Annotated in this window: 20 protein-coding genes; 13 read left to right on the top strand and 7 right to left on the bottom strand. The window is 63.9% G+C overall.

What is annotated here, in order from left to right:
* Positions 1-2 precede the first annotated feature (2 nt).
* The gene (gene guaA / locus ILT44_RS03455; protein ID WP_204238174.1) at positions 3-1,559 is read left to right on the top strand and encodes a glutamine-hydrolyzing GMP synthase; all 1,557 of its coding nucleotides are present in this window, start codon (positions 3-5) and stop codon (positions 1,557-1,559) included.
* Positions 1,560-1,562: 3 nt separating this feature from the next.
* Entirely contained in the window at positions 1,563-1,913 is a 351-nt protein-coding gene (locus ILT44_RS03450) for an ArsC family reductase (RefSeq protein WP_204238173.1), read from the top strand.
* A 451-nt stretch (positions 1,914-2,364) separates the two neighbouring features.
* Here ILT44_RS03450 and ILT44_RS03445 read toward each other — a convergent pair whose 3' ends face one another.
* Entirely contained in the window at positions 2,365-4,257 is a 1,893-nt protein-coding gene (locus ILT44_RS03445) for a TRAP transporter large permease (protein ID WP_204238172.1), read from the bottom strand.
* Between the two features lie 36 nt (positions 4,258-4,293).
* Positions 4,294-4,920: a TRAP transporter small permease subunit gene (locus ILT44_RS03440; RefSeq protein ID WP_204238171.1), complete on the bottom strand. Its 627-nt coding sequence runs from the start codon at positions 4,918-4,920 to the stop codon at positions 4,294-4,296.
* A 296-nt stretch (positions 4,921-5,216) separates the two neighbouring features.
* On the opposite strand from ILT44_RS03440, the gene ILT44_RS03435 reads away from it, so the two are divergent.
* From ILT44_RS03435 to der, 3 genes are all read left to right on the top strand, one after another.
* Complete coding sequence (locus tag ILT44_RS03435; protein WP_204238170.1) at positions 5,217-5,807, top strand: NnrU family protein; 591 nt, start codon at positions 5,217-5,219, stop codon at positions 5,805-5,807.
* Positions 5,808-5,890: 83 nt separating this feature from the next.
* Positions 5,891-6,565, top strand: a complete 675-nt coding sequence (locus ILT44_RS03430) for a tetratricopeptide repeat protein (RefSeq protein ID WP_204238169.1) — start codon at positions 5,891-5,893, stop codon at positions 6,563-6,565.
* A gap of 28 nt (positions 6,566-6,593) precedes the next feature.
* Entirely contained in the window at positions 6,594-7,943 is a 1,350-nt protein-coding gene (der, locus tag ILT44_RS03425) for a ribosome biogenesis GTPase Der (RefSeq protein WP_204238168.1), read from the top strand.
* Between the two features lie 140 nt (positions 7,944-8,083).
* Here der and ILT44_RS03420 read toward each other — a convergent pair whose 3' ends face one another.
* Positions 8,084-10,483, bottom strand: a complete 2,400-nt coding sequence (locus ILT44_RS03420; RefSeq protein ID WP_204238167.1) for an EAL domain-containing protein — start codon at positions 10,481-10,483, stop codon at positions 8,084-8,086.
* 301 nt (positions 10,484-10,784) lie between these two features.
* Complete coding sequence (locus tag ILT44_RS03415; protein WP_204238166.1) at positions 10,785-11,687, bottom strand: DMT family transporter; 903 nt, start codon at positions 11,685-11,687, stop codon at positions 10,785-10,787.
* A gap of 155 nt (positions 11,688-11,842) precedes the next feature.
* Here ILT44_RS03415 and ILT44_RS03410 point away from each other — a divergent pair, with 155 nt between their 5' ends.
* From ILT44_RS03410 to ILT44_RS03400, 3 genes are all read left to right on the top strand, one after another.
* Entirely contained in the window at positions 11,843-13,207 is a 1,365-nt protein-coding gene (locus ILT44_RS03410) for an aminotransferase-like domain-containing protein (RefSeq protein ID WP_239467885.1), read from the top strand.
* A 152-nt stretch (positions 13,208-13,359) separates the two neighbouring features.
* Positions 13,360-13,653 (top strand): GIY-YIG nuclease family protein, encoded by a 294-nt coding sequence (locus ILT44_RS03405; protein WP_204238164.1) that lies wholly within the window; start codon positions 13,360-13,362, stop codon positions 13,651-13,653.
* A 337-nt stretch (positions 13,654-13,990) separates the two neighbouring features.
* Positions 13,991-14,581 (top strand): hypothetical protein, encoded by a 591-nt coding sequence (locus ILT44_RS03400; protein ID WP_204238163.1) that lies wholly within the window; start codon positions 13,991-13,993, stop codon positions 14,579-14,581.
* A 39-nt stretch (positions 14,582-14,620) separates the two neighbouring features.
* On the opposite strand, the gene ILT44_RS03395 is transcribed toward ILT44_RS03400, so the two are convergent.
* Entirely contained in the window at positions 14,621-15,061 is a 441-nt protein-coding gene (locus ILT44_RS03395) for an excalibur calcium-binding domain-containing protein (protein WP_204238162.1), read from the bottom strand.
* A gap of 193 nt (positions 15,062-15,254) precedes the next feature.
* Between ILT44_RS03395 and ILT44_RS03390 the strand changes: the two genes are divergently transcribed.
* The 3 genes from ILT44_RS03390 to ILT44_RS03380 all read left to right on the top strand — a co-directional run bounded on the left by ILT44_RS03390 (position 15,255) and on the right by ILT44_RS03380 (position 17,933).
* Positions 15,255-16,211 carry an anti-phage phospholipase gene (locus tag ILT44_RS03390; RefSeq protein ID WP_307826300.1) on the top strand — a complete coding sequence of 319 codons (957 nt, stop codon included), beginning with the start codon at positions 15,255-15,257 and terminating at the stop codon, positions 16,209-16,211.
* An 8-nt stretch (positions 16,212-16,219) separates the two neighbouring features.
* The gene (locus tag ILT44_RS03385) at positions 16,220-17,113 is read left to right on the top strand and encodes an anti-phage nucleotidyltransferase (protein WP_204238160.1); all 894 of its coding nucleotides are present in this window, start codon (positions 16,220-16,222) and stop codon (positions 17,111-17,113) included.
* 514 nt (positions 17,114-17,627) lie between these two features.
* Positions 17,628-17,933, top strand: coding sequence for a hypothetical protein (locus ILT44_RS03380; RefSeq protein ID WP_204238159.1), 306 nt, complete (start codon positions 17,628-17,630; stop codon positions 17,931-17,933).
* Positions 17,934-18,126: 193 nt separating this feature from the next.
* On the opposite strand, the gene ILT44_RS03375 is transcribed toward ILT44_RS03380, so the two are convergent.
* Positions 18,127-20,148, bottom strand: a complete 2,022-nt coding sequence (locus ILT44_RS03375; RefSeq protein ID WP_204238158.1) for a BTAD domain-containing putative transcriptional regulator — start codon at positions 20,146-20,148, stop codon at positions 18,127-18,129.
* Between the two features lie 98 nt (positions 20,149-20,246).
* Between ILT44_RS03375 and ILT44_RS03370 the strand changes: the two genes are divergently transcribed.
* Complete coding sequence (locus ILT44_RS03370) at positions 20,247-21,092, top strand: class I SAM-dependent methyltransferase (RefSeq protein ID WP_204238157.1); 846 nt, start codon at positions 20,247-20,249, stop codon at positions 21,090-21,092.
* Between the two features lie 109 nt (positions 21,093-21,201).
* On the opposite strand, the gene ILT44_RS03365 is transcribed toward ILT44_RS03370, so the two are convergent.
* A complete protein-coding gene (locus ILT44_RS03365; RefSeq protein WP_204238156.1) occupies positions 21,202-21,762 on the bottom strand; it encodes a calcium-binding protein in 561 nt (186 codons plus the stop codon).
* Positions 21,763-21,960: 198 nt separating this feature from the next.
* Between ILT44_RS03365 and ILT44_RS03360 the strand changes: the two genes are divergently transcribed.
* A partial coding sequence (locus tag ILT44_RS03360) for a Gfo/Idh/MocA family oxidoreductase (RefSeq protein WP_204238155.1) occupies positions 21,961-22,895 on the top strand: 935 nt, incomplete at its 3' end.

Raw genomic sequence — 22,895 nt, 5'->3', positions numbered from 1 at the left:
CCATGACCCAGACCCACGACAAGATTCTCATCATCGATTTCGGCTCCCAGGTGACCCAGCTCATCGCCCGGCGCGTGCGCGAGGATGGGGTCTATTCGGAGGTCGTGCCGTTCCAGAAGGCGGCCGAGGCGATCCGCACCATGAAGCCCAAGGGCGTGATCCTTTCCGGCGGGCCGGAATCGGTCACTTCGAACATCTCTCCAAGGGCGCCGCAGGAACTGTTCGACACTGATCTTCCGGTCTTCGGCATCTGCTACGGCCAGCAGACCATGGCGGCGCAGCTCGGCGGCGAGGTCGAGGGCGGGCACCATTCCGAGTTCGGCCGTGCCGAGATCGAGGTTCTGTCCGAGAGCCCGCTCTTCCAGGGCGTCTGGCAGGTCGGCAAGAAATATCCGGTCTGGATGAGCCACGGCGACCGGGTCACCAAGCTCCCCGAAGGCTTCGAAGTCCTGGCGGCCTCCGAGAACGCGCCCTTCGCGGTCGTGGCCGACGAAGAGCACAAGTTCTACGGCGTGCAGTTCCACCCCGAGGTCGTGCATACCCCGCAGGGCGCGCAGCTCATCCGCAACTTCGTGCGCGACATCGCCGGCTGCCGGGGCGACTGGACCATGAAGGCCTTCCGCGAGGAAGCCATCGAGCGCATCCGCGCCCAGGTCGGCTCGGGCCGGGTGATCTGCGGCCTCTCCGGTGGCGTCGATTCCGCCGTGGCGGCGGTCCTGATCCACGAGGCCATCGGCGACCAGCTCACCTGCGTGTTCGTCGACCACGGCCTTTTGCGCGCCTCGGAAGCCGAGCAGGTGGTGACCCTGTTCCGCGACCATTACAACATCCCTCTCGTCCACGTGCAGGCGCAGGACCTGTTCATCGGCGCGCTGGAGGGCGTGTCAGACCCGGAGGTCAAGCGCAAGACCATCGGCCGGCTGTTCATCGACGTGTTTGACGAGGAGGCCAAGAAGATCGGCGGCGCGGACTTCCTGGCGCAAGGAACGCTCTATCCGGACGTGATCGAGAGCGTCTCGTTCACTGGGGGTCCTTCCGTCACCATCAAGAGCCACCACAATGTGGGCGGTCTTCCCGAGCGCATGAAGATGAAGCTCGTGGAGCCCCTGCGCGAGCTGTTCAAGGACGAGGTGAGGGTGCTCGGCCGCGAGCTCGGCCTGCCTGACGCTTTCGTCGGCCGCCATCCGTTCCCCGGTCCGGGCCTCGCCATCCGCGTTCCCGGCGAGATCACCCGCGAAAAACTCGACATCCTGCGCAAGGCCGACGCCATCTACCTCGAAGAGATCCGCAATGCCGGCCTCTACGACGAGATCTGGCAGGCCTTCGCCGTGCTGCTGCCGGTCAAGACTGTCGGCGTCATGGGCGATGCGCGCACCTACGACCATGTCTGCGCCTTGCGCGCCGTGACTTCGATCGATGGCATGACGGCGGATTTCTATCCCTTTGACATGGCCTTCCTCGGCCGGGTCGCGACCCGCATCATCAACGAGGTCAAGGGCATCAACCGCGTCACCTACGACATCACGTCTAAGCCGCCCGGCACCATCGAGTGGGAATAGGCGATGGCGTCCGTCACGCTCTACGGCATCAGGAATTGCGATACAGTGAAGAAGGCGCGCGCCTGGCTCGCTGGCCGGGGCGTGTCTTACGCGTTCCATGACTACAAGGCTGAGGGGATTGATCGGGCACGGCTCGAGTCCTGGGTGCGTGAGGTCGGCTGGGAGACGCTGCTCAACCGTGCGGGAACAACCTTCCGCAAGCTTCCCGATGCCGACAAAGCAGGTCTCGACGAGGGCAGGGCTATGGCGCTCATGCTCGACCAGCCCTCAATGATCAAGCGCCCGGTGCTGGATCTCGGCGGGCGTCTCGTCGTCGGCTTCAAGCCGGAGCTTTATGAAGAGGCGGCTCGGTAAACCGTCACAATCGCGTCCTGCCACTCTTTTCCCCGTCATGCCCGGCCTTGTGCCGGGCATCCACGTTCTGAAGGCTGACAATACTCAGCCCTCATCCTGAGGAGCCGCTGCAAGCGGCGTCTCGAAGGAGGATCAAGCACGCACTGGAATCTCCTTCGAGACGGTCGCTCCGCAACCTCCTCAGGATGAGGTCAGTGGGGAGACTTGAGAGGATTGAAGACGTGGATGGCCGGGACGAGCCCGGCCATGACGCGGTAGGTGTCATCCCCGGCGAGCCGCAGGTGAGGGAAGGGGATCCACTCACACGCTCAGCACTAGGGATTCCCTTCCCCTCCGCTGCGCGTCCCTCCGGGAATGACACCAGTGCGCTTCAGCTGCGGTGAGCGACGATCAGCTCAAACAAAAAGGCGGGCCGCAAAGCCCGCCTTTTCCGTATCTCGCGTGAACCGCCTCACTTGATCTTCGGCGGCTCGTCGAAGTTCAGGCCGGGGAGGCCGCCCGGATCGCCAGGGGCGCCGAGGCCGGGGACCAGGAGCTGGTCGAGCTTCTGCTGCACCGCCGCCGGATCGACCACGGGGCCGGCCGCCTTGTAGTGCATCACGATGTTTGGGAAGATCACGACGATGGCCACCATGATGAGCTGGATGATCACGAAGGGAATGGCGCCCCAGTAGATCTGGCCCGTGGTCACCGGCTCCATGCGCTTGCCCGTCACGCGGTCGAGATAGGCCTGTTTTGGAGCCACCGAGCGCAGGAAGAACAGGGCGAAGCCGAAGGGCGGGTGCATGAACGAGGTCTGCATGTTCACGCCCAGCATGACGCCGAACCAGATCAGGTCGATGCCCAGCTTCTCGGCCGCGGGGCCGAGCAGCGGCACCACGATGAAGGCCAGCTCGAAGAAGTCGAGGAAGAAGGCCAGGATGAAGACCAGGGCGTTGACCACGATCAGGAAGCCCACCTGACCGCCCGGGAGCGAGGTCAGCAGGTGCTCGACCCAGATGTGCCCGTTCACGCCGTAGAAGGTGAGCGAGAACACGCGGGCGCCGATCAGGATGAAGAGCACGAAGGCGGAGAGCTTCGCGGTCGCTTCCGTGGCCTGACGTACGATGGTGAAGTTGAAGCGGTTCGGGTTGTTGTCGAGCCTGCGCTTGATCGCCGCCAGGATTACGGAGCCCAGAGCGCCCATGGCGCCGCCCTCGGTCGGGGTGGCCAGACCGATGAAGATGGTGCCGAGCACGAGGAAGATCAGCAGCAGCGGAGGCACCATGACGAAGGTCGTCTGCTGGGCCATGTTCGACATGAGGCGAAGACCGGTGAACCGCTCGACGATGCCGACCACAAGCGCGTAGATCGCGCCCGCAATCACCATCTCCAGCGTGAGCGCCAGATTCTCGTGCCCTTGGTTATTGAGAACCACGTAGGCGCCGATGAGGAGCACGGTGAGCACGGCGGAGATCGCGATGCGCTTGGCGCCGAGCAGCTTGTTCATGAGGGCGCAGATGAGCGCCACCACGGTTCCGACGCAGATCGTCAGGATGACGAAATCCGCACCGGCCTTCGTGTTGGTCTGCGACAGCACGTAGTAGCCGACGAGGCCCGAGAAGAGCACAAGGATGCCGAGCTGCCACACGCCGCGCGAGCCGTTGGGCTCCCGGAAGCCGACGGCTTCCAGCGGCAGGCCGGGAGCGGCCTTCGGGTCGATGAGCGAGGCGATGAGCACGTAGCCGGCATAGAGGCCTGCGAGGATGATGCCGGGCAAGAACGCGCCCTCGTACATGTCGCCCACCGAGCGGCCGAGCTGGTCGGCCATGACGATGAGGACGAGGGAGGGCGGGATGATCTGGGCGAGCGTGCCGGAGGCCGCGATCACGCCCGAGGCGAGGCGCCGGTCATAGCCGTAGCGCAGCATGATCGGCAGGGAGATCAGGCCCATGGAGATCACGGACGCCGCGACGACGCCCGTGGTGGCGGCGAGCAGGGCGCCCACGAAGATGACCGCATAGGCGAGACCGCCGCGAAGCGGGCCGAAGAGCTGGCCGATGGTGTCGAGCAGGTCCTCCGCCATCCCGGAGCGTTCGAGGATGTAGCCCATGAAGGTGAAGAACGGGATCGCGAGCAGCACCTCGTTCGACATGGTGCCGTAGATGCGGTCGGGCAGCGCCTGAAGCAGCGGCCAGGACAGGTTAATGCTCTGGGGCGCCAGAGGCGCCAGCTCCACCGCGATGAAGAAGAACAGAAGGCCGTTGGCCGCGAGCGAGAAGGCGACCGGGTAGCCGAGGAGGAGGAAAATCACCAGCGCGCCGAACATGATCGGTGCGAGGTTCTGGGCAATGAATGCAGCCATGGACGAGACTCCGGAATTCAGATCGGGCGAGGGGCGTCAGCGCAGGACGTCGCCCGGGGGCTCGCCGCCCTTGGTGGTGCTGGTATCGGCCAGCTCGGCGATCAGCCGCTCGGCCTCGGCCTCGACGGCGTTGTGGCCGGCGGTGTCATGCTCGTCGACCAGGTCCCCCTTCATGATCGCCACACGCTTGATGAGCTCGCTCAGCCACTGGAAGGCCAGTGAGATGAAGCCCAGCAGGATGAGGCCCTTGGCCGGCCAGATCAGCAGGCCGCCCGCGTTGGAGGAGACCTCGCCGGAGCGGTACGAATTGAAGAAATAGGGGAAGGCCAGATAGAGCATCAGGGCCACGAAGGGGAACAGGAAGAAGAGGTGGCCGATCAGGTCGATCGTGTCGCGCCCCCGCTTCGTGAGCTTGTTCGAAATGATGTCGATGCGGATGTGCTCGTTGGCCTTCAGGGTCCAGGCCGCGCAGAGCATGAAGACGGCACCGAACAGGTACCATTGCAGCTCGAGCCAGGCATTGGACGAGACGCCGAAGAGGCGCCGGATGATGGCATTGACGGCGGACACCAGCACGGCCACCACGATGGCCCAAGCGGCGACTTTGCCGATACGTACGTTGATCGAGTCGATGACACGGGATAGCCCGAGAAGTGCCGTCACCTGTCTCCCCCCTGGAACCTGTTGGTTGAAGTCTTTCGGCCTAGCTATCGAACTTGAAGCAGCCCGGCTAGTGCCGTTTTAGTCTAAGGCAAGGTTTGAGCGGGTCACTAGCCGGGAAATTTTCGTGCCGCAAGACGCCCTCGTGTTAAAAGTTTAGGCAGTCCAAGGCTTTGCACAAGGATGGAAACTTGCGGCCTGCGACGTCGGGGCTGTTCATACCGGCGTGTCGCCGCTGGGGAGCCGGTTGGTTTCTACTGGCAGTTCCGGCTATAAGTTCTTATTCCTGGAGGCTCCCCGTGACGCTGCTCATTCTCGGCCTTGTGATCTTTCTCGGCACCCATTCCTTCAGCATGGCGAGAAAGGGCCGCGCCGCGATCATCGGCCGGGTCGGGGAGGGGCCCTACAAGGGGCTTTATTCCCTTCTTTCGCTCGCCGGCATCGTCCTGATCGCCATCGGCTACGGGCAATACCGCGCCAATGGCTATATTCCCGTCTGGGACCCGCCGGTCTGGACCCGGCACCTCGCGCTCCTGCTGGTTCTGGTCGCCTTCATATGCTTCGTGGCCGCTTATCTGCCGGGGCATATCAAGGCCCGGCTCAAGCATCCCATGCTCGCGGGCGTGAAGATCTGGGCCCTCGCGCATCTCCTCGCCAACGGCGATCTCGGCTCGATCCTGCTCTTCGGCTCGTTCCTCGTCTGGGCGGTCCTCGCCCGCATCAGCGCCAAACGCCGGGACGTGGCAGCCCAGCACGGGGGCACCGCGGCGCCCGCGGGCTGGCGCAACGACATCCTGGCGGTGGCGATCGGCACGGTGGTCTACCTGGCCTTCCTCTTCTGGCTCCATCCGTGGCTCATCGGGGTTCCCGTGCTCCCCATGCGGGCATGAAGCCTCTCGCCTTGTGCAATCGTGTGTGTTAGGCGACCTCCTTCGATTGCAGGAGGCGGCCGACGCGCCGCAAGAGTGAGACGATGGCTCAGAACGACGAGTTCATTCGCGAAGTCGACGAGGAATATCGTCGCGACCAGCTTGCCCAGATCTGGCAGCGCTACAACGGAATCATCATTGCCGTGGTGGCCCTGGTCGTGGTCGGCGTCGGCGGCTGGCGCTTCTGGCAGCACCGGCAGGAGACCCTCGCCCAGGAAGCCGCCGTGCGCTACGAGGAGGCGCTGCGCCTCTCCTCCGAGAACAAGAGCCAGGAGGCGCAAGCCGCCTTCGAGACGGTCGTGAAGGAGGATGGCGGCACAGGCTATGCCCTGCTCGCCCGTTTCCGCCTTGCCGCCGAACTCGGCCAGCAGAACGCGGAAAACGGCGCCTCGGCCTACGACGCGCTCGCCAAGGATGCCTCCGTGCCCGCGCTCTGGAAGGACCTTGCCCGCCTCCGGGCCGCGTGGCTGCGCCTCGACACCTCTGAGCCCGCCGCCCTGCGCCAGGCCGTGGAGCCGCTCGCCGCACCCACTAATACGTGGCGCCATTCCGCTAGGGAACTCTTGGGCCTGTCCGGCCTTAAGGCCGGTGACATGGATTATGCCGGTCGCTGGTTCGACCAGATCGCCGCCGACCGCGAGACGCCCGCCACCCTGCGGCAGCGCCTTGCCGTCTATACCGCTCTCGTGGCTGGCGGTCCGGTTCAAGCGACCCAGTAAGGCCAGTGACCCAGAAGGTAGAACAGACATGACGCCCACCGTCGCCATTGTCGGGCGGCCGAATGTCGGCAAGTCGACTCTCTTCAATCGTCTCGTCGGCAAGAAGCTCGCGCTCGTGGACGACCGGCCGGGCGTGACCCGCGACCGGCGCGAGGGGGAAGCGCGCCTCGGCGATCTCGAATTCCGCATCATCGACACGGCTGGCCTGGAAGAGGCCACCGAGGAATCGCTCCTGGGCCGCATGCGCGCCCAGACCGAGGCCGCGATCGGCGATGCCGACGTGATTCTCTTCGTCATCGATGCCCGTGTCGGGATCCTGCCCGCCGACCGTCCCTTTGCCGAGATGGTCCGCCGCTCGGGCAAGCCCGTGATCCTCATCGCCAACAAGGCCGAGGGCGGGGCCGGCATGGCCGGCGCCTATGACGCGTTCTCGTTGGGCTTAGGCGACCCGGTGCCGCTATCCGCCGAGCACGGCGAGGGCCTGGCCGACCTCTTCGAGGCCCTGATGCCTCACTTCCCCGATCCCAACGAGATGGAGGAGGAAGAGGACGACCCGAACAAGCCGCTGCAGGTGGCCATCGTCGGGCGGCCGAATGCCGGCAAGTCCACGCTCATCAACCGGATGGTCGGCGAGGACCGCCTGCTCACCGGCCCCGAGGCCGGTATCACCCGCGATTCCATTTCCCTCGACTGGGAATGGCGCGGGAAATCGATCAAGCTCTTCGACACGGCGGGCCTGAGGAAGCGCGCCCGCGTCGAGGACAAGCTCGAGAAGCTCTCCGTTGCCGATGCGCTGCGCGCCGTGCGCTTCGCCGAGGTGGTGATCATCCTCCTCGACGCCACGATCCCGTTCGAGAAGCAGGATCTGTCCATCGTCGATCTGGTGGAGCAGGAGGGCCGCGCCCTCGTCATCGGCCTCAACAAGTGGGACCTCGTGGCCGACCAGAAGGGCCTGCTTAGCGATCTGAAGGAGAAGGCCACGCGCCTCCTGCCGCAGGTGCGCGGCGCCCCGGTGGTGCCGCTCTCAGGGCTTGCCGGCAGCGGCATCGATCCGCTCATGAAGGCGGTGCTCCACGTCTACGAGAAGTGGAACACCCGCATCTCGACCGCGCGGCTCAACCAATGGCTCTCCGAGGCGATCGAGGCCAATCCGCCGCCCGCGGTCTCCGGCCGCCGGATCAAGATCCGCTACATGACCCAGGTGAAATCGCGCCCGCCGCATTTCGCCGTCTTCGGCAACCAGCTCGATGCCCTGCCGAAGAGCTACACCCGCTACCTGGTCAACGGCATCCGCGAAGCCTTCGACCTCCCCGGCACCCCCATCCGCTTGTCGTTGCGCATGGGTCAGAACCCGTTCGACAAGGACAAGCGGGGTTAGGGGCTCTGCCCACAGCTAACCATCGTCATGGCCGCACTTGTTGCGGCCATCCACGTTTTTAGGCCGATCCAGAATAAAACGTGGATCCCCGGGACAAGCCCGGGGATGACGGGTATGGAGGGTGCAGAATCCTGATCGCATTACCCGCCGATGGCTGACATGCGCGGCTTGGAAAGCGCGACGACGCTTTCCGAGATCAGCGGCACGAAGTCCTGGATAGGAGCCGGTCGGCCGAACAGATAGCCCTGCGCCTCCATGCATCCTTCCAGGCCGAGGAAATCCAGTTCCTCGGACGTCTCGACGCCTTCCGCGATCACCGGGAGGCCGAGGCCCCGTCCGAGACCGAGCACGGCGCGGACGATGGCTGCCGCCTGCGGATTGATGTGAACCGCATGGATGAAGGACCTGTCGATCTTGATCTTGTCGAAGGGAAAAGCCCGCAGGTTGGAGAGGGACGAGTAGCCGGTTCCGAAATCGTCCATGGCGAGTTTGACGCCGATGGCCTTGAGCTTCTGAAGACTTTGCAGGGCGCGGTTGGGATCGCGGATCAGCGCCGTCTCCGTGATCTCGATCTCGAGCCGTTCAGGCGGCAGGCCGGTCTCGTTCAGAGTGCGCTCAACGAAATCGACGAAGCCGTCGCTGGTCAGCTGCAGTGCCGAGACGTTGACTGCGATGGTGAGCGGCCGCATCCAGCTGGCCGCCTCACGGCAGGCTCCCTGCATCACCCATTCGCCGATCTTCAGGATCAGCCCGCTTTCCTCCGCGATGGGAATGAAGACGGTAGGGGAGACAGGGCCGCGCGTCGGGTGGTTCCACCGGAGGAGGACCTCGAATCCGTTCACCTCGCCGGTCTCGACCTGCGCCTGCGGCTGGTAGGCGAGGCTGAGCTCGTGATTGGCGATGGCACTGCGCAGGTCGTGCTCGATGCCGCGGCGCTCCCGTATCTGCGCGCCCATGGCCGCCTCGAAGAAGCGATAGATGCCCTTGCCTTCCGTCTTGGCGCGGTAGAGGGCCGCGTCGGCGCTCGAAAGAAGCTCCGTGCGGTCCTTTCCGTCGGACGGATACAAGGCAATGCCGACGCTGACCGAGACCAGACCGGCGGGAACGCCTTCCTGCTCCCACCTGAGGCCCTTCAGAAGGGTATCGGCGAACTGCCCGACCTGAGCGGGATCCGTGACCAGGGGAGCGATGATGGCGAACTCGTCACCTCCCAGGCGTGCGAGCACCTGGCCCTCGCCGAGGGCCGACGAGAAATGCTTGGCAATGTCCTGTAGCACGCGGTCGCCGGTGGCATGGCCATAGAGGTCGTTGACCTCCTTGAAGCCGTCGAGGTCGAGGCACAGCAGGGCGAGTTGCCGGCGCGCCCTGCGGTGGAAGCGGATTTCACGGTCGAGGCGATGATCGAAGCTCGCGCGGTTGTCGAGGCCGGTGAGCGGATCGTGATGCGCCAGATAGCGGATCTGGGCTTCCGCATCCCGCCGGTCGCGCAGGTCGCGGAAGGCGACCACGTTATGAGGAATGCCGTTGTAGTTGATCCGTCGGGCAATCAGCTCCACGGGCAACAATGCGCCTTCGCCGTTCCGCAATTCGGTTTCGACGGCCTGGCCGGGCAGAGCGAACAAGGCGTCCCGCTTTGGGCGATCCGGAACCCATGCGGCCAGGGACGCTCCCACGATCTGCTCGGGCTTCAGGCCCGTGAGGTTCGCGAAGCTCTCGTTCACCGTGACGATGGTGTCTCCGTCGCAGAGAACCAGGCCCTCGACCGCAGCGTCGGTGAGATCGCGCATTCTCTGCATCTCGAGAGAATCGCGCCTGCGCTCCCGGAGATCGATGGTGAGCGCGATGAAGGCCAGGAGCAGAATGAGCAGGCTGATGAACGCCACGCCGACCGCGAGCCAGTTGGAGGGAATGGCCGAAGCGGAGATCTCGATGGCGTTGTCCGGGGTGATGGCCACGGCGCCCATGGCCGTGAAATGGTGGCTGCAGATCGCCAGGGTGAGAAGCAGAGCCCCCGTCAGGCGCGCCGAGAGGGTATGGCTGCGCAATCCGACCCACAGGGCAAGGGCTCCGATGAGGCCTCCGAGCAGGATCGATGCGGCCACCAGAGGCGGATGCCAGGTGATGATCCCGGCCACCTCGAAGGCTGCCATGCCCGTGTAGTGCATGACCGCGATGCCGCCGCCGACGATTGCGCCACCCAGCCAGGGCATGGCTGCGGAAACCGGCAGGAGCGCGACGCCGAAGCCGATCCCGGTCAGCATGACGGCTGCCAGCAGCGAGGTGACGGTCAGGCTGACGTTGTAGGCCGTCGGCAGGGCCGGCGAGAAGGCCAGCATGGCGATGAAATGCGTCGCCCAGATGCCGAACCCGGTCGCGGTCGCCGCGATGCCGAGCCAGATGCCCCACACCCGCCTGTCCGCCCGGCCGACATGATGGAGAAGGTTGATGGCCGTCAGCGACGCCAGAGCACAGACCAGGGCCGCCAGGGCAACGAGCCGCAGGTCGTGCTCCGAAACGATGCAGTTGTAGACGGTCAGCATGATTAGCCTTTGCAGCCCATCCGTCACACGAGGCGATCAACGCCTGCGGTGCTCGAACGGAAGCCGTTTGGAAATGTCAGGATCGGACAGCAGGAATACCGGACTCTCACCGGTATGGCGGGGCGGCATCATGCCTTTGTGCCGGCCTGTCGAAAGCCGGCTCCAATCCGCCATGGAACAGGGGACATCGCCCCTGGCGCTAGAATCGGACATTGCTCCTGCAAGTCAATGAATCCCTGCACGGCCCGGCGATCGATCCGTTTGCAGGGTTAACGGTGGTGCAAGGCGTCAGGCCCGCGCGTCAGGCCCGCACGTCACCTGAACGAACGCCTGCCGCTTCGGACTTCGCGAAATGCTTCGCGCCTGCCACGCAGGCGATCACCGCGACGTTGACGGCGACCATTCCCCAGCCGACGGTCTCGTGCAGGAGCATCGCCGCCAGGAGCAGCCCGAAGAAGGGCTGCAGCAGTTGCAGCTGCGACACGCCCGCGATGCCGCCGAGCGCCAAGCCCCGATACCAGAACACGAAGCCGATCAGCATCGAGAACAGCGACACATAGGCGAGCGAGAGCCAGGCGGGCAGGCCGATCCCGCTCCACGAGGCGGGCAGATTGAGCAGCATCAGCCCCGCCGTCAGCGGCAGGGAGAACACCAACGCCCAGGAGATCACCTGCCAGCCGCCAAGGGTGCGCGACAGCTTCGCGCCCTCCGCGTAGCCGAGACCGCACAGCACGATGGCCGCCAGCATGAGCAGATTGCCCACCGAGGCCGTGGCGTCCGCATGGAGCAAGGCGAACCCTGCCACGAAGCATCCTCCCAAGCCGGAGAAGACCCAGAACGCCGGCCTCGGCCGCTCGCCGCCACGCAGGATGCCGAAGATCGCGGTGGCGAGCGGCAGCAGGCCGACGAAGCTGATGGATTGCGCGGCGGAGATGTGCTGCAGCGCGAGCGCCGTCAGCAGCGGGAATCCGACCACGACGCCCAGCGACACGATGGCGAGCGGCAGGAGGTCGCTCCGGCGGGGCCATGTCTGGCGCAGGCCGACGAGCAGCGCCATGCCGAGGAGACCGGCGATGGTGGCCCGCGCCAGGGTGAGGAAGAGCGGGTCGATGTCGAGCACGGCGATGCGGGTCGCGGGCAGGGATCCGCTGAAGATCACCACCCCGAGAAAACCGCTGATCCACCCTTCCGTCGTCCGGTCCATGCCCGCTCCTCCGCCATGGGGACATTTCAGCGGGGACGGCATGGCCTTTCCAGAGACGGTGCAATACAGTTTGTCCGAACTGTCATGGAACGATGAGCGGTACAGTGGACGATCTCAAGCTGCCTCACCACGAGGGAACGCTCGTCGAGCGCGTGATGGCCGCGATCCGCAGCCGGATCGCCAGCCGCGCCCTGACGCCAGGCGCGCGGCTTCCCTCCATCCGGGCGCTGGCGCAATCCATGCGGGTGTCGAAGTCCACTGTCGTGGAAGCCTATGACAGGCTCGCGGCCGAGGGAACCATCCGCTCCCGTCCGGGTTCGGGCTTCTACAGCGGCGCGCCGCTCGCGCCCCTGTCGCTGGCCGAGCTCGCGCCGCGCCTCGACCGGGCCATCGATCCGCTCTGGGTGTCGCGGCAATCCCTCGAAGCCAAGGGGGATGTGCTGAAACCCGGCTGCGGCTGGCTGCCGGACGACTGGATGCCGGAGGAGGAGATCCGCCGCGCCCTGCGGGGCCTGGCGCGGACGCGGGACGTGACCGGGCTCACAGATTACGGCACGCCGCTCGGACTTCCCTCCTTACGCGCGTTCCTGTCGCGGCGCCTCGCGGAGCAGGGGGTGCAGGCTGCGCCTGACGGGATCCTGCTGACGGATTCCGGCACGCAGGCCATCGATTTCGTCTGCCGGCTGCTGATCCAGCTTGGCGACGCCGTCCTCGTCGACGATCCCTGCTACTTCAACTTCCTGGCGCTGCTGCGCGCCCATCAGGTGACTGTAATCGGCGTGCCCCATACGCCGACCGGGCCGGACCTTAGCGCCTTCGAGCAGGCGCTGAACGAACACCGGCCGCGCCTCTACATCACCAATTCCGGCCTGCACAATCCCACCGGCGCTGCGCTCTCCACCGTCACCGCGCACAGGCTCCTGAAGCTCGCCGAGAAGCACGGCCTGACCGTGGTCGAGGACGACATCTTCGCCGATTTCGAAACCGAGCCCGCGCCGCGCCTCGCCGCCCTCGACGGCTTCGAGCGCGTCGTGCGCATCGGCAGCTTCTCCAAAACCCTCTCGGCCTCGTTCCGCTGCGGCTACATCGCGGCGCGGCCCGACTGGATCGAGAAGCTCACGGACCTGAGGATCGCCACGGGCTTTGCCAGCAACCGCCTGTCGGAAGAGCTGGTCCTCGCCGTTCTCGGCTCGAGCGGCTACCGCAGGCACCTCGAGGCGCTCAAAGTTCGCCTCGCCAGGAGCATGGCGGCGACGATCGACCGCCTGGAGGCTTTCGGCATCACGCCCTGGATCGTCCCGAAGGCCGGCATGCTCCTCTGGTGCCGCCTGCCCGACGACCTCGACGCCGCCGACGTCGCGCGCCACGCCCTCGCCGAGCACGTGGTGCTCGCCCCCGGCAACGTGTTCAGCCCCGCGCAATCGGCCAAAAGCTTCATGCGCTTCAACGTGGCCCAATGCACGGACGAGCGGGTGTTCGGCGTGCTCGACAGGGCGATGCGTCTGGCGGCACGCGAGTGAAGGGAAGGGCTTTCCGTCATCCTCACCATCGTCATGGCCGGACTTGATCCGGCCATCCATGTCTTTACACGGGCGCAGAAGAAGACGTGGATACCCGGCACAAGGCCGGGCATGACGATTGATCTGCAAAAGCAACTCAGTACCATCCGCTCATGCACAAGGGCGGCTGGGTGTACATCATGACCAACCGGCGCAACGGCACGCTCTATTGCGGCGTGACGGGCGATCTCTCCCGTCGCGCATGGCAGCACCGGGAAGGGCTGGTCGAAGGCTTCACCAAGCAATACGACCTCAAGCGTCTCGTCTGGTACGAGCACTTCCCCGACATCCGCGACGCCATCCAGCGCGAGAAGACCATCAAGCACTGGTCCCGCGCCTGGAAGGTGCGCCTTATCCACGGCATGAATCCGGACTGGGACGACCTCTACGAGACGCTGAGCCACTAGGCACCTGCCGTATCGGCTCACTCCCCGTCATGGCCGTGCTCGTGCAACGGTCCGCCTCATGCATCGCGCCCAATCCACCACCGTCATGGCCGGGCTTGTCCCGGCCATCCACGTCTTCAAGAACCACAGCGGCGCAAGACGTGGATCCCCGGAACAAGTCCGGGGATGACGGGGAGGGTTGTTCGATCCATCGTCGTCAGAGTCGTCCTCGGACTTGATCCGGAGATCAGCGCGGTCAACCACCTCATGCATCGGGGCCAATCCACGGCCATTGCGGCGCCTCGGGCTTTGCCCCTATCGTTCGCCGGTGATCTCCAGCGGAGTTGAGGACGGCGCAATGGCGGGACGTGCGGAGCGCGGCGACGGAGGGCGCGGGCATCTTGCGAGAATGGCGCCCTGGGCCGTCGCGTCCGTCATCCTGCTGCTGCCGCTCGTCGCGATGCGCTTCACCGACGAGGTGGACTGGGACGAGACCGATTTCATCGTCATGGGCGCCCTGCTGTTCGGCGCGTGCGGCGCCTGGGAATGGGCCGCCAGGACGACCGGCAGCATCGCCTACCGGGCCGCCATCGCCGTCGCGCTCGCCGCAACCTTCCTCCTCGTCTGGATCAACCTCGCCGTCGGCCTCATCGGGTCCGAGGACAACCCGGCCAACCTCATCTATGCCGGCGTGCTCGCCATCTTCCTGCTCGGCGCCCTGATCGCGCGCTTCCGGCCCGACGGCATGGCCCGCGCGGCCGCCGCGACGGCGCTCGCCCAGGTCCTCGCCGGCGCCATCGCCCTCATCGCCGGATGGGGCTCCACCGGAGCGAACTGGCCCCAGGTCATCGTGGTCCTGACCGCCTTCTTCGCGGCCCTGTGGCTGCTGTCGGCGTGGTTGTTTCGGAGGGCGGGACGGGAGGAAGGGTCTGCGGGCGTGGCGCGGTAGATTGGGTGATGACGGGGAGGGTGCTCGCTCCGTCGCGTGTCACTTGCCGCCTATGAGCGTGCGCAGTGAGATGCTGGAGATGTCGAAGAACCATTCGCAGCTCATCCCGTCATTGTCCGCATCGAGATGCGGCCAGTATCCCGGATAGCCTTTCCTGGCCGGGGCGAGGCCCGCCGCACGGGCAGCATCGCAGCTCGGACGAGCAATTTGGTGCTTGGCACGCATCTCAGCCGACCATGTGCTCGGATGAGGCGGCGGGGGCAGGGGCTCGTGGCTCAGCATGCGCCAGCTGAGGAGACCGAGACTGATTGCGATCAGCCCCCAAAGGGCAATCTTCTGAAGGGCGAGACGCCGGTGAACGAACCAACCGCGCCAGGCCTCCGCATTCTTGTGATGAGTGACAAGCAGCCTGGAGCGGGGAACCGTGCCGTCAGGATCGCTCCTTTCATAGACTTGCCACCCATTTGGCAGTTTCAACATGCAGACCTCACAGCTTTGTGGATGTTACTGCATCACGAAAGAGCGGGGTTGGCTATGCTTGATGTCCTCGCATCGAGATATCCTAAGGTGCACCGCCTCATAGAAGGCATTAGTGCCATTTTATATCAGCTTTCCACAGTAATTAAGTTCAAGGGTCTTTCCATAAGGCTTTCGCAAAGTTTCTATTGCACGCTTGAGTAGAAATAGGGGCGCGTCTTTGACTAGGCTAGGTGGGGATCGGTTCAGAATACTTGCTCTAGATGGTGGGGGAGCGAAAGGGTTCTACACACTTGGAGGGTTAAAACAGGTAGAGGCCCTGGTCGGCAGTCGTCTATGTGAGAAGTTTAATCTGATTTACGGCACGAGCACCGGTTCGATAATAGGAACAATGCTTGCACTCGGCATGTCCGTTGATGAGATACATCAGCTCTATCGGGAGCATGTGCCCAGTGTAATGAAGCTTCGGACTGCGGCGGCGAAAACAAGAAGGCTCGAGGAGCTCGCTAGCGAGATTTTTGGTGATAGGAAATTTGAGGCTGTCAGAACAGGGATTGGGGTCGTAGCAACTAAATGGTTGCTTGAAACTCCAATGATATTCAAGGCTGATCCTGGCCAAGCACATGGCCGCAAAGCAACTTTCACGCCTGGTTTTGGCTGCCGGCTCGCTGATGCAGTGCAAGCCTCTTGTTCAGCCTACCCATTTTTCAATCGAAAAATTGTTAGAACAAGTTCAGGCGATGAAATTGAACTCGCCGATGGTGGGTTTTGCGCCAACAATCCAGCACTCTACGCAATTGCGGACGCAACTAGAGCTTTCAAAGTTGGGTATGAGAACATTTCACTTCTTAGTATCGGAGTGGGGGTGTATCCGAAGCCAAAGATCACCAATCCTAAGGATTGGTTGATAGATAAGCTGCCCTCGGTCCAACTTCTGCAAAAGACTCTTGAAATAAACACTCAATCAATGGAGCAGCTTAGGCAAGTTCTTTACGGAAGCATACAAACAGTGCGTATCAACCAAACTTTCGCTCAGCCTGAAATGGCGACAGACTTGTTGGAGCACAACCTAACAAAGCTCAATCTACTGCATCAGAGGGGCAGCGAGTCGTTTGCTGAACATGAGGAGCAGATCAGAGATCTATTACATTAGGGGGCACTATGGCTATTCCGGAACATCAACTCGTTACATGGTCAGCGCAAGGGGCCGTGCAGCAATCAGCAGCTACCTACGCAACGATTAAAGCAGTCCTTGAGGATCCTGCAGCTCCATACTCAAATAGATCTCCATCCGTATTCCTGCAAGGATCATACGGAAACGATACAAATATCTATGCAGACAGCGATGTTGATGTCGTAATAAGCACGAGCAACATCTTCTATTATGATATAGATACACTTCCCGACAATCAAAAAACCGAATTTCATCGAGTTCACCCGGGCTCCGGGCAGTACTCTTACGAACAATTTAAGCTCGAAGTGACTGAGTGGTTGCGCCAACGGTTTGGCACTTCTGTGCGTCCTGGATCAAAAGCCATTTTCGTTGCCGGAAATGGTACGCGCCGCGATGCTGACGTACTGCCGGCGGCTGAGTTCCGGCACTATTTCAAGTTTCCAAATGCCCAAGGGCAAAATTATGCGAAAGGCATTGTATTTTGGAAGCCAGACGGAACACGTATCGTAAATTACCCTAGGCCGCATTCGGAAAATTGTACGATCAAGCATCAAGCTACAAACCAGTGGTACAAGCGAACTGTAAGAGTTTTTAAAAACATGCGGAATCGCATGATAGAGCAAGGATTTATACAGGAAGGAATCGCACCATCATACTACCTTGAGGGCTTGTTATACAACGTGCCCAATATAAGTTTCGGAGGTAGTTTTCAAAGTACATTTAATGAATGCATGAACTACTTCGCCAGCGCTGACTCAACTCAATTTACATGCGCGAATGAGAGGCACTGGTTATTGCGTGAGGGACAAGAAGTATGTTGGTCACCACGAGACTGCGCTGCATTCTTATCAGCAGTTAGAACTTTCTGGCAGAACCCTTAAGGCTTCAAGCATCTTAAGTTCACGATCCTGAACTGATTAGAGGAGCCGCGCTTGTTTGTTGTGTCTCCTCATATCTAAATGTTCTCACTTTGTTCTTGACAATTCTCCTAAGCTCGGCTATACCGTTGTCGTAGATCTGCTCCTGTCGAGGGGCGCGCTCGCGAGGCGTCGCAGTGTGGGAGCAGACACGGTCCTGTGGGTGAGGTGACGCAGCCTCATTCGACAGGAGGCCCAGGCTGCGTGCCGGTGGTCGGAATTGGTTCAAGGCCCCCGTCGAGCAGACGGATAACGCCTTGAACGGTCACCGGGCCGGCATCGCCTGAACGCCTAAAGAAACCGTGCGCGAAGAGGCACCTCGGCTCTTCCATTCATACCATACACATCGAGCCGGGCTGCCATTCGCGCCACCCTCGATTGCCTTGAAAGGCTCGGAGCCAAACGGCTCCGGAGCCCGCAAGGCCATGCCTTTGTCCCCAATCGTTTCATTCAGCCATTCATTGCACGAGGTTTCATCATGAGCCGTGTTCGCACCATTCTCTCCCGCATGCCCGATGCCGACGACGCCCTGCGCCGCCTCGCCGACGTGATCCAGGTGCCGTCCACCTGCCGCAAGCGCAGGTGCCGCGACGAGGGGCGCTGCCAGGGCGGCTATGGCCCGCCGTGCTATTTCGAAGACCGCAAGCGCTTCGCCGATGCAGTGCTCGACGACATGCACGAGCACCGCGAGTTCTGGATCAGGCAGCGCACCAGCTTCGAGACCATGCTCAGGCGGTCAGAGCGCCCTGACGGACAAATCCTTCCGGGTCGGCACGGCGCCTAGAGCATATTTCGGCGAAGTGGATCCGGTTCGCCGTCAAAAAATGCGGCAAGCCAAACAAGAGAGATGATTCCACGTCAGTGGAAACAGCTCTAGAGCATCGTGCGGACCCAGCGGGCCGGGCCAAACGATGCTCTCATTCATGAAGGAAGCATCGGACGTGAAAAGTGCGCATCCGCTTTTCACGTCCGATGCGCTAGCCGTTATCCATGCCGATCCGGCGGGCGGCCTCGCGGAACAGGGCCTGGTCGTCCGGTCCGAGCTGCATCGCGCTCAGGAAGTGACTCATGCCGTAGCCGGGCAGGGTGGAGCGGATGCCGGCGAGCGTGTCGCGGGCCTCATTGAGCCGCCCGGCGAAGGACAGGGACAGCGCCGCGATCGCCGCGATATGGGCGTGCGCGTTCGGCCGGCTCGCCGCGTTCACGCCTGCGGCCGCCGCTTCCTCGTACCGGCCCAGCCGGATGAGGGCCATGGCGCGGGAGCCCAGCATGCCGAACAGCAGCGGGTCGTAGGGGCTCAGGCGGCGCGACTGGTCGGCGGCTGCGATGGCGGTCTCCGGATCGCCCGCCTGGGAGTGGACGAAGCCCAGGGTGTAATGGCCTTGAGCGAAGTTGGGCGAGAGGTCCACGCTCGTCTCCAGTTCGCGGAGGGTCTGCTCGAAGCTTCCGCGCAGCCACAGGGCCCGGCCCATGGCCCAGTGGGCGGCGGGGTCGCGCTCGTCGATCATCAGGCCCTGGCCTGCGGCCCGCAGCGCATGGTCGACTTCCCTGTTGCGCTCGGTCCAGCCCTGGAAGGCGTTCTGGAAATGCGTGAAGGACAGGCCGGCATAGGCGCGGGCGAAGGTCGGGTCGATACTGAGCGCTTGCTCGAAGAAGGCTTGAGCCGCATCGTTGTCCGCCTTGTTGAACCGGTACATATGCCAGAGGCCGCGATGATGCGCCTCCCAGGCATCGAGGGAGTTGGGCGGCTTCAGGATGGCGCGGTTGCGCTCCACCGTCTCGATCTCGCTGGCGACCGAGGCTACGATCCTGTTGCCGATCTCGTCGAGGACGAGAAAGGCGTCGTCGATGGAATGGCTGAGGATGTCCGCCCAGACGATCCGCCCGGTGCGCACCTCGGCGAGCTCCACCTGCACGGTGAGACGGTCCGTGCTGCGGCGGATCGAGCCGCTGACCACGTAATCCACGTTGAGAAGCCGCCCGGCCTCGTCGGGAGCGATGTTCCGCTCGTGCAGGGCGAAGGTCGACCCTTGAGAGATGACGAAGAGGCTGCGCAGCTTGGCGAGCCGCGTGATCACATCGTGCACGAGGGCATCCGCCACGCCGCCGCGAATGCGCGGAGCGCCGGATTCGTCCGCGAAGGGCATGACCGCGATGGAGCCGTGGCTCGGCGCGGCCGTGGGGGCCGGGGCATCGGCGGCGACGATCGCTTGTGCCGGAGCCGGGCGAGGGGGCTGGGCAACCGCCTGCCGCCAGGCCTCGCGCAGAGGCGCGGGGTCGATTCCTTCCGCGTCGAACAGCCGGATGACGGCCTCGAGATGCGCCTTGCCCTCCTGAACGCGCTGCTGGCGGGCGAGCATGCGCAGGATCCGCCCGTGGACCCGCTCGTCGAGGGGGCAGAGCGCCGCCCATCGTTCGAGATAACGGCCGGCCTCGGCATCCTCGAGATGATCGGTGAGATGCTCCAGAATCTGGGCCTGGATGCCTCGGGACTGGCGGCGTCGCCCGACGAGCCAGGCATGGAAGGCGGGGCTGCGGTCGAGTTCGAGGCCATCGAGAAATTCGCCCGCGAAGCCGTCGGCCATCCGGCACACAATCTGCAAGGGCTGCAGCGCGATACCCTGCGCGGCAATCCTGTCGAGCTGCAGGGCATCCACATGGCAGCCCGTCAGGTCGAGTTTCACCGTGTCGCCCTCAGACCTGATCCGGCCCGCTTCGCCGAGGAGGCGGCGGATCTTGCTCAAGCACCAGCGCAGCTCGCCGCGCGGATCGTTGGGCACATCCCAGAGCAGCTCGCAGAGATGGCTGCGTGTCGGCGCATGAGGGGCGAGAGCGAGATAGGCGAAGAGGGCGCGCACCTTGCGCGAGGCCGGCAGCGCAATCGGAGCATCGCCGCGCGTGACGGTGAGCGGCCCGAGCATCCGCACGGTGACGGGCGCAGCGCCGGCCGGGTCTGCGGTCTCCATCGATTCCACGGCCGTACCCACGCTGCCTCCCACGCTCTCCTCCACGTGTGGCTGCTACGGTCTCGCCAATGGGTCGTCCTTGAGAGCATTGAAGCCGAAGGACAGGCCCATCCAACCCCAGGGAGGCCGTCATGGCTGATGCCGCCGTCACGATAAACCACGAACCCCCGTCCGTCCAACCGGACCTCAGCGCGATCAAGGCCCGCCAGCAGGGCGCGTGGTCGTCCGGAGATTACGCCGTCGTCGGAACGACCCTTCAGATCGTCGGCGAGGAATTGTGCGAAGCCATCGATCTTCACGCCGGCCAGCGCGTGCTCGATGTGGCCGCCGGCAACGGCAACGTGTCGCTCGCGGCGGCGCGGCGCTGGTGCGACGTGGTCGCCACCGATTACGTGCCGGCGCTGCTCGATCGCGCCCGGGAAAGGGCGCAGGCCGAACGTCTGCCCATGACCTTCCAGGAGGCGGACGCCGAGGCCCTGCCGTTCGAGGACGGGAGCTTCGACGTGGTCGTGTCCACCTTCGGCGTGATGTTCACCCCCGATCAGGAGCGGGCGGCCTCCGAGCTGCTGCGTGTGTGCCGGAAGGGCGGCAAGATCGGCCTCGCGAACTGGACGCCCGAGGGCTACATCGGCCAGCTGTTCAAGACCATCGGCCGCCACATGCCGCCGCCCGCCCGCATGCGCTCGCCATCCCTCTGGGGGAAACGCGATCACCTGGACCACCTGTTCGGCGACGGGGTGACATCCATCCAGGCACGCCGGAAGCATTTCGTGTTCCGCTACCGGTCTCCAGAGCATTGCGTGGAGGTGTTCAAGACCTTCTACGGTCCGGTCCTCAAGACCTTCGCCGCCCTGCAGCCTGAGGCCCAGGCGGCATTGCACAAGGACCTGCTGTGGCTCATCGCGGAGTTCAACCGCTCGGGCGACGGCACCATGGTGGTGCCGAGCGAATATCTCGAGGTGGTGATCACACGCTAGCCGAGCGGGGTGAGGATCTCCCACTCGGCACCTTCTGCGGATTGCTCGTTCTACGAAAAAGAAAAGCCCCTCCGGTACCGGAGGGGCTGCTGTCTTCCCGGCAGACGCCTTACGAGACGAAGAAGTCCTGGTAGGTGATCGTCGCCTTGTTGACCAGGGTGGCGAACTTGATCTTGGCGACGGAACCCGTGCCGTCCGCATCATAGTAAAGCGAGCCGGTGGCCTTGTCGTAGATGATCCGGTCGTCCGCATCGTGAGCGCTCTTGCCGAGATGGAAGGCCGTCTCCTTCAGCTCACCGTAAACGCCGGCTTTCTTGAAGATGGATTTCCTCAGGGCGATCACGTCGTCCGCGGCCTTGAAGTCCATGATCTTGTCGACATTGGTCTTGGCGTTCAGCTTCGTGTCGAAATAGAACGTGTCCTTGTCCTTGCCGCCATAGAGCCGGTCGTTTCCGGTGCCGCCGGCGATCACATCGACGCCGCCGTAACCATAGATGACGTCGTTGCCGCCCTGGCCATAGAAGCCATCGGTGCCGTTCGTGCCTTTCAGCACATCGTTGCCGGGGGTGCTGGGGGTCGGAAACGTCAGGGCGCCCGTGCCCCACAAGGCCTTTTGTTCGTCGATGGCCGGCATGGTCCAACCGGTCCGCAAAGTGGTCTTGGTGCTCATTGTATCGTCCTCAAAACTGATTCTGCCCCTACCAGCGGCGGCAGTTAATAGTAGCAAACGAAGGTTAAAGCAATGCTATTACGTAAAGGATGTGCGACAAGGCACGTCGCGATCGGTAATGGATCGGCCATTGACACCGGCCCCTGCAGCTTCGAGCCTTGTCCCTGAGGAATTCCGTCACGGGAGGCGAGAAAAGCTATGAACCTGTCCGCCCTGCTGCATCAGCGCGCTGAGACCGGGAGGCCTGTCCGCGTGGCCCTGATCGGCGCCGGCAAGTTCGGTTCCATGTTCCTGGCTCAGGTGCCGACGATCTGCGGGCTCGAGGTCGCGGTGATCGCCGATCTCGACCCGGACCGGGCGCGGGAGGCCTGCCGCCATGTCGGTTGGGACGAGGCAAGGATCGCCGCCACGCGCTTTGCCGCCGATGGGATCGAGGCCTGCCGGGCCGACGGTGTCGAGGTGGTGATCGAGGCGACGGGCCACCCGGAGGCGGGCATCCGCCATGCGCTCGCCGCCATCGAGGCGGGCAAGCACATCGTCATGGTCAATGTGGAGGCGGACGTGCTGGCGGGGCCGCTGCTGGCCGAGAAGGCGCGGGAGCGCGGCACCGTCTATTCCATGGCCTATGGCGACCAGCCGGCCCTCGTCTCCGAGATGGTCGACTGGGCCCGTGCCGCGGGCTTCACGGTGGCCACTGCCGGCAAGGGCACCAAGTATCTGCCGCACTACCACGATGTCACGCCGGACGAGGTCTGGACCCATTACGGGCTCTCGCCCGAGCAGGCGAAGGCGGCGGGCATGAACCCGCAGATGTTCAACTCGTTTCTGGACGGCACCAAGTCCGCCATCGAGATGGCCGCCATTGCCAATGCCTGCGATCTCGACGTGCCGGAGGAGGGCCTGCGCTTCCCGCCCTGCGGCGTCGACGATCTGGCTCATGTGCTGCGCCCGCGGAGCGTCGGCGGCCAGCTCGATCATGATGGCATGGTGGAGGTGGTCTCGTCGCTGGAGCGCGATGGGCGGCCCGTGTTCCGCGACCTGCGCTGGGGCGTCTACGTAGTCGGCCCTGAACAATGCAGTTTGCTCAGGCGGCAATTGGATTCCAGGGTTCGGGGAAAGTATCCGATTGCGCG

The sequence above is a fragment of the Microvirga arvi genome (assembly GCF_016892765.1).
Taxonomy (GTDB): domain Bacteria; phylum Pseudomonadota; class Alphaproteobacteria; order Rhizobiales; family Beijerinckiaceae; genus Microvirga; species Microvirga arvi.
This window is presented reverse-complemented; position numbering and strand designations above follow the sequence as displayed.